The 6,558-nt window shown below is 39.3% G+C and carries 8 protein-coding genes and 1 pseudogene; 2 read left to right on the forward strand and 7 right to left on the reverse strand.

All coding sequences use genetic code 11. From position 1 onward, the window contains the following. Positions 1-148 precede the first annotated feature (148 nt). From EQU50_RS07825 to EQU50_RS07850, 7 genes are all read right to left on the reverse strand, one after another. Positions 149-397 (reverse strand): hypothetical protein, encoded by a 249-nt coding sequence (locus EQU50_RS07825; RefSeq protein ID WP_130154567.1) that lies wholly within the window; start codon positions 395-397, stop codon positions 149-151. Positions 398-415: 18 nt separating this feature from the next. Beyond that, complete coding sequence (locus tag EQU50_RS08405) at positions 416-580, reverse strand: hypothetical protein (RefSeq protein WP_165380399.1); 165 nt, start codon at positions 578-580, stop codon at positions 416-418. 54 nt (positions 581-634) lie between these two features. Next, positions 635-1,057, reverse strand: a complete 423-nt coding sequence (locus tag EQU50_RS07830) for a hypothetical protein (protein ID WP_130154568.1) — start codon at positions 1,055-1,057, stop codon at positions 635-637. 62 nt (positions 1,058-1,119) lie between these two features. After that, entirely contained in the window at positions 1,120-1,437 is a 318-nt protein-coding gene (locus tag EQU50_RS07835) for a hypothetical protein (RefSeq protein WP_130154569.1), read from the reverse strand. A gap of 599 nt (positions 1,438-2,036) precedes the next feature. Further along, on the reverse strand, positions 2,037-3,305 hold the full coding sequence (locus EQU50_RS07840) for a hypothetical protein (protein ID WP_130154570.1): 1,269 nt from the start codon (positions 3,303-3,305) through the stop codon (positions 2,037-2,039). 379 nt (positions 3,306-3,684) lie between these two features. Next, on the reverse strand, positions 3,685-5,091 hold the full coding sequence (locus EQU50_RS07845) for an ISKra4 family transposase (RefSeq protein ID WP_130154571.1): 1,407 nt from the start codon (positions 5,089-5,091) through the stop codon (positions 3,685-3,687). After that, complete coding sequence (locus tag EQU50_RS07850) at positions 5,081-5,749, reverse strand: plasmid pRiA4b ORF-3 family protein (protein ID WP_130154572.1); 669 nt, start codon at positions 5,747-5,749, stop codon at positions 5,081-5,083. Before EQU50_RS07850 ends, EQU50_RS07845 begins: the two co-directional genes overlap by 11 nt. A gap of 147 nt (positions 5,750-5,896) precedes the next feature. Between EQU50_RS07850 and EQU50_RS07855 the strand changes: the two genes are divergently transcribed. Together EQU50_RS07855 and EQU50_RS07860 are read left to right on the forward strand one after the other, a co-directional pair. After that, positions 5,897-6,451, forward strand: a complete 555-nt coding sequence (locus EQU50_RS07855) for a recombinase family protein (RefSeq protein WP_130154573.1) — start codon at positions 5,897-5,899, stop codon at positions 6,449-6,451. Positions 6,452-6,480: 29 nt separating this feature from the next. Continuing rightward, positions 6,481-6,558: pseudogene (locus tag EQU50_RS07860) on the forward strand (IS5/IS1182 family transposase); the annotation flags it as partial.

Below are 6,558 nucleotides of genomic sequence, written 5' to 3' on the forward strand. Positions count from 1 at the left end.
TTTGAGAGTATAAGTTTAACCAGAGGATAGGAAAATGTTTCCTCTTTTCTGCCTCCGGTTTCCATAAGAAAGATTATAAGATCGCAGATAAAGGGGCAGAAAGAATGTTTTTTTAGCGAAATTTTTGAAATTACGCCTTCCCTTATTTTTATTTGTTCTTACCTCTTTTAATTTCGTCTAACTGCTCAGGGGTTATTCCGGCAATCTCCAAGATGTCTGGATCAGACATCTTTTTTCTTAACATTTTTAAAGCCATCTCCATCTTTGCTTTCTGTTCCCCTTCTTCTTTAGCTTGCTGTTTTTCTCCCTTAACATAATGAGAAATGTTATAGCGCCTCGCTTGTTGTTCTTTATATTCAGCTTTCAATTTTTCATCCCAGCTGTCCATTTCCGCCATATGGTACGCCTCTTTAAGTTATGGGGTTTTCAAAACTTTAATTTCATCTGGCTGTTTATAATGGGCTTTGGCCAAAAAATCTAACCATTCTTGCAATTCAACAGGTTGCTGCAAAAGGGACGGATTCTGCGAAGAAACAGCTTCCAAATTAAAGTCAAAAAATTCGATCCCAGGCCTTCTCACCGTTTTGTTGGTTTGCTCCGTTAATTGAAGATGTCGTCTTAGCTCCTCTTTCTCCTAAGATTTCGCGTCATACCAAGGCAAAAGATCGTGAACACCACTTTGATGAACAGGCGCCTTTTCAAAAATACTCACACCAATAGCCCGTCGAACTTTTTTGCTGATATCAGGGTCCTTTTCGAGTTCACTCCACCCGAAAGAACGTGGAAATTGCTTTTGGAATAAACCACATACATGAGACAAAATGCGAATATCCCAGAAGTTCTGGGGTTCAACCTGGACTTCAATATTAACCAGTCCATCCTGGGTTTCACAAACAAGATCAAGCTGCGTGTTTCGTTCGGCTTGAGGAATTGCATGCAAAAGTTGGCGATAATGAAGGGCCAGTTCCCCCAAAAATTTTTCAAGGCTCGGCAAGCTTCTGTTCGTTTTGAGATTTTTAATCTGGGGCTTCTTTTCGCCTGAGGAGATCTCTTTCATCAAATCTCCAATCTCACTTTTATTAATAACTTTTCTTAGGCTCTCAAATTCCTTGATAGGATTCAAAGACGTATCCAAAACTTTAGAATGGGGCTGACGGGTTGTCCCAAAACAGCGCTTAGGAAAGAATTGCGAATAGCCTCTTTATGCATGATACGTTTAAAGACGACATCCTCCGTGATTTGTGCATACCTACCTGTACGGAATTCTGAAGAGCTGAACAATCTGTTGGGAACTGAAAACAGAGAAGCCCGCAGAGGTGCGTAACATCTCCGCAAGGAAGAAGCAGAGATCTCCCATAACGCAGACGAAGCTTGAACGGGCTTGAAAGCCGCTGCTGAGGCCAAAAGAATACCACCAAGAACCAGAGAACGTTTCAACCTCTTCATTACACTCTCCCCAATTTCCTGAAGCTGAGTTTACTTTAGCTGAGTTTACTTTAGCTGAGTTTACTTTAGCTGAGTTTACGCTCATTAAGGTTTTTTTTAAACATATTTTTTGTTTTTGATATTATGGTGCCTTAAATTCCCCTTATTTTTCCGATTTTTTGTGTTGTATTTTCCTGAAAAATATTCCAATTTTATCGGTTGTGTTCTTTAATACAGAAGCCGTGCAAATCTTCGGGGTCTCCGTATTCGTGAGTAGACTACAAAGGAACCGTTAAATAAATAACATGCTTTTCCACCCAAAAAAAGACTATATTCAATGCATGCATAAACCTAAGCTTTCGGGGGCAACCCCTAAGATTTGCATGGTCTCTAAAGATACCTATTGATCAACTGAAGACTCATAACTCTCAAAAATAATGCAATACCGTTCTGACATACTTACTACATTCTTGAGACAAATCTGTTTCAACCATATCAAATTAATTATCAAAGCATAACTCTATTATATTACAGTTCTTAAGTTATGAGTTCAACCCTCCTCGAGGTTAACTTCTAAATTTATTGTAATCTTAAGGAGGAATGAGCTTTTTTTAAGAATAATCGTCTCCCGAATCTTCATCATCAGCATGTAAATAGCTAAGGTCGTTCCGAATTAAAGGGAGAGTTTGAAACATGTCAAGGTATTCTGTTAATATGCTTCTGGCAGTGTTTTCTCTTTCATCTCCAGAAAATAAATTGTCAAAACAATGTTTAACAAACAACTCATTATCCAAACGACTAATTAATGGTTTTAAATAACTGATAACGGGTAAATTCCCGTAACAATCTCCTGAAGTAAGGCGTCTTGAGACTTCAAAGTCCAGTAACAAATTAAACCCATTTAAAAATCGGCTTCTTTCTTCCAACAATTCGCGAACTTTAGTAGACTCATTTTTTATATACCTGTATATTGGCTGACCGTCTTTTTTTTGTATTAGAAGAGCTTGAATAAATGAAACAATATTCCTTCTATATTCTTGCATTTGAAATCTATCTTGAATTTGGAGATACGTTTCTGCGCCTTCTTGTGAAATCAAACCGAATAATCTTCCACCGCCTGTTTTATTCTTTGTGCGGGCGGATTCTAGTTTATAAGAAAATCTTCCAATCTGAAATGTTGTTGGTCGTTTATCAATGTGTTCGATATAAGTTACCTGTTTCTTTTGTCTATTTGTGAAAGTATTTGTCTTCTCAGTCCAACATCTAGGATCACCAAGAAAATTTAATTTAAAATTAGTTATTGACGACAAAAGGTAAATTCTGGCACGCGCCGAAAGACCCGTAATATCAATAACCGATTCTCCTCTAAATATATAGTCATCCTTAAAATCACTAAGCAAAATATGAGCTCTCTTAGAAATATACTCCCGCTTATGCGGAGCTAAGAATCCACTAGAAACGCTTATCTGATCTTGATACACTTGTCTTTCATGTCTCCTTGTGGGCAATGGAGCTGTAGCTGGTGCAGCAGCAGTTGCTGTACTGGTAGGACGAATTGGGGTGGTTAGTGTGTCAGCTGTTGGGCTTTGTATTCTAGCTTCTAGCCTAGTAGGAGCACTTTGAGGAGTAGCTACATTATGTTGTGCTTGGGGAGAAGGCTGTTCTTGTGGCTTATCTCCCAAAACTATTTTTTGTAAAAATTCTGAAAGGCCAGAAGAATCATGAGTTAATGTCTCAGCAGTTTTTAAGGAATTTTGTTGACTCGTTTTAAGTTTTTGAGGCGTAGAGACCAAATCATCTGGATCTAAAGCAGCTGAGGAGGCAAAAGCAGAATAATTAGTAGTACATATACATGCAAAAATTTTTAATGCTAAACGCATAACATTATCCTTTCGAGAATAAATAAAAAAATAACCCTCTCTTTCTCAATACATATTGAGCGGGTTTTTGAGATCCGAAGAGAAAGGATAAATTACCAGGAATCCTGATTTACATGACGAAACCACACGATATTTCGTAGATCCAAATTGTTCTTATGAAACCAGAACGAAAAGACAATCGTTTGACGTTGAACACCAAGATAATCTTTATGAGAGACAGCTTTTACGAATCGTTTCAATTGAAGAGCGGTCTGGTCACTCATAAACGACAGGTTCTCAGTTGATTATCACTAGGTAAGCGTTTATCACATAGTCAATTTATAGTCATTAGAAAAAAACATGCTGTCGCAAATTTTGGAGACCATCTCAAAGTTGGGGGTTACGCTGCCAAAGGTAGGGAGATCGCATTACTCTGGACCATTTTTGGGTACCATCTTTTGAAAGAATCACTGAGTTCATCATTTAGCGTTTGTGCTCGCACTTGAAGAAGGGCATGAGCTCCCTCTTTTGTCCATCGCATCTGCTGCTTTTTAGCCATTCTCCTGCTAACCATTTCATTAACCGTTGATTCCGCCACGGCTGATGAAACCGCTTCTCCATAACGATACCGTTCACCATAGTTGGGAATAAAGGTACTATTCGCTTCAATGTACTTATAAAATTCGTCAACGCTCTGGTAAAGCTTATATTTCTTATGTTTCTTAGCGTCTTTACCCTCAGCAAACACCTCAGTATCAAGTTCAAAATCTAAAGATTCTAAGATGTCTAAAGCTTTGAAAACGTTACCATGCCAAAGAAACCATTTTATCCTATCTAGCCTCTTTTCAAAGTTTGGCAAGTCTCCTCCCATGACACTTTTTGCCATTTGCTTAATAACGGTTATCCTCATAGTTATGTGAAACCAGTCTAAAATATGGTCAGATCGAGGGCTTAGAAAAAGAGGAAGATCACGAACAGTATCACCCCCATCTGTTATAAAGGTGATGTCCTGATTAAGTTGAAGACCTTGGTTATGCAACATGGCATAGAGTTTTCGCTTGGGTTTTGTTTCATAATCGGTGACGTATCCAAATCTTTTCGGTTTTTGTTTCTCCTGCATGCTCTTTCCAACAATAACCTCAAACCATCCAGCTTTGCGGTTATTGCCTTCTCGTGCATGGACGTAGCCACCGTCTAAGCTGATGGTGAGCGGAGTGCCTGGTCTAGGCAGCTGATCCCAATCTCGTTGACATCCTTCAATAAAGATAAGTTTTTCTTCTTCCAATTCTGCTTCTAAACGAGTGGATACCTTTTGGAGATTGGTAAAGATAGAAGCAGGGTGGGCTTCTAAGGGCAGAACCTCTTCTAAAAGTTTCGCACTCATTCCATAGGACATCAACGAAGCCCATTTAGCCTCCAAGTAACTCAACTCAGGAGATATGTGGGTTGTCAAGACAGAACACAAAGGGCTGAAGCTATAGTGAGGCTGGGATTGGGGTTGGCATTGACACGTTAAGACTCTGGGGCTCTTGAGGACAAGCCTACCAAAGAGAGTTCTATAAACTAAAGGATGATACCCTTTAATAGAACGGGCTGTGCCACAGCAAGAGCAAAAACGGTTTTGAGAAACGAAGTCTTTTATTTGATGGTATACCATCTTTTTCTGGATTTCTGCAGTTATTTTCTTCGCTTCCATTAAGATTAGCCCCAGCGTTTCTGCCGATAATTCTTGTCTTTCAAGGCAAATTATATCTTCTGTTATACTTTGATTGTCCCTATCAGTGACGAACTGGATTTTAATCTTCATCTTGAACCTCCTCCACGGTTAATTGATCTTTATGTTGGCTATCAAAATAACGCCGCAGCTGGGTATTAATTTTGTTACGGTTGAAGGGTTGATAAAGGACCAAATACCAATCTTTCAATTCCTTTGCGGTTTCTTGAAAAGAATCCCAATCTTCCTCTTCTTGGTATTGCTCTATGGCCTCCTTGAGTTCCTCTTCAATCGTCCAAAGAGAATAATGATCTTTCATTTTCATAAAAGACAAGGGGCCGCCGCAGTCTTCTGGAGGACAGACATACCGTCCTCCGATGCAAAGAGGGTATGTCTTTTTGGGATCGAAAGGCACAATCTTTTCAAGGCGAATCTCATGTTCCCAACCATCAGAAAAATCGTATTCGTAAACAAATTTTTCATTAATCCTAAACTGAAAATCAGCCAAATAAACCTTCTTTGGATTATCTGAAAAATTGATTCCTCCATCGTGATAAACGCCATAGTCTTTGCCCCAAATAATGAATCGGTTGAGATGGTAATCTCCCCACCCCATAGAAATTTGAATAGCATAATGAAGGTCAGAGAGGCTGCTGCTACCTTTCACCAGAAGACGTCGCCATATTAAGGGGCTGATTCCTTTCAGGTAAATCCGAAATTGGTAAATTTCTGGAAACTCTTGACGATGCATTCTGATCTCCCTTTCGATTAGACCGTTGCAAAACTCTTAACTATTGCAGCTTCCTCGATTGCCTAGGAAAAGACTTGCTTTCCTCTGATGCAAAAGAGAAAAATTTTGCTATAAGTTTTGCAATGGAAATTTCTCCTTAAGGGTTTTATGAAAATTGGGTACGCTAGGGTCTCTACCGAAGATCAACAGTTAACCTTTCAACTCCAAGCTTTAAAAGAAGCTGGCTGCAAAAAGATTTACCAAGAAAAAGTTTCGGGAGATCATGGAGAAAGAAAAGAACTTGGTAAAATGCTGGAAAACTTACGAGAAAACGATGGGATTATCGTTTGGCGTTTAGACAGACTGGCTCGTTCCACCCAAAAGTTATTGGAGATTGCTGACAAAATCCATCAGGCAGGGGCCCACTTTCGGTCTATTTCTGAACCTTGGGCTGATACGATTTCTTCGGCAGGACGTATGGTTATGACAGTCTTCGCAGGTATTGCTGAGTTTGAAAAAGAGCTGATTATAGAAAGAACCTCCAGAGGGCGTCACTCAGCAAAAGAAAGAGGGGTCAAATTTGGCCGACTTTCTAAATTAAACCCAGAACAAAAAAATCTAGCCTCACGTTTATTCTCAGAAGGAAAATCTATTAAGCAAATAGCCAAAACCCTGAATGTTCATTCCTCAACTCTCTATAGAAACCTAGAAATCCAGTCCTAAAACCTGACCCCCAACTTTGAGATGGTCTCCTAGAAGCCGTTCTATATCGATATCGAGCTGGAATTCCGTGGCGTGATTTACCGGAACGTTTTGGGGATTTTAGAGTT

Origin of the sequence: Candidatus Finniella inopinata, assembly GCF_004210305.1 — a bacterium.
GTDB lineage: Bacteria > Pseudomonadota > Alphaproteobacteria > Paracaedibacterales > CAIULA01 > Finniella > Finniella inopinata_A.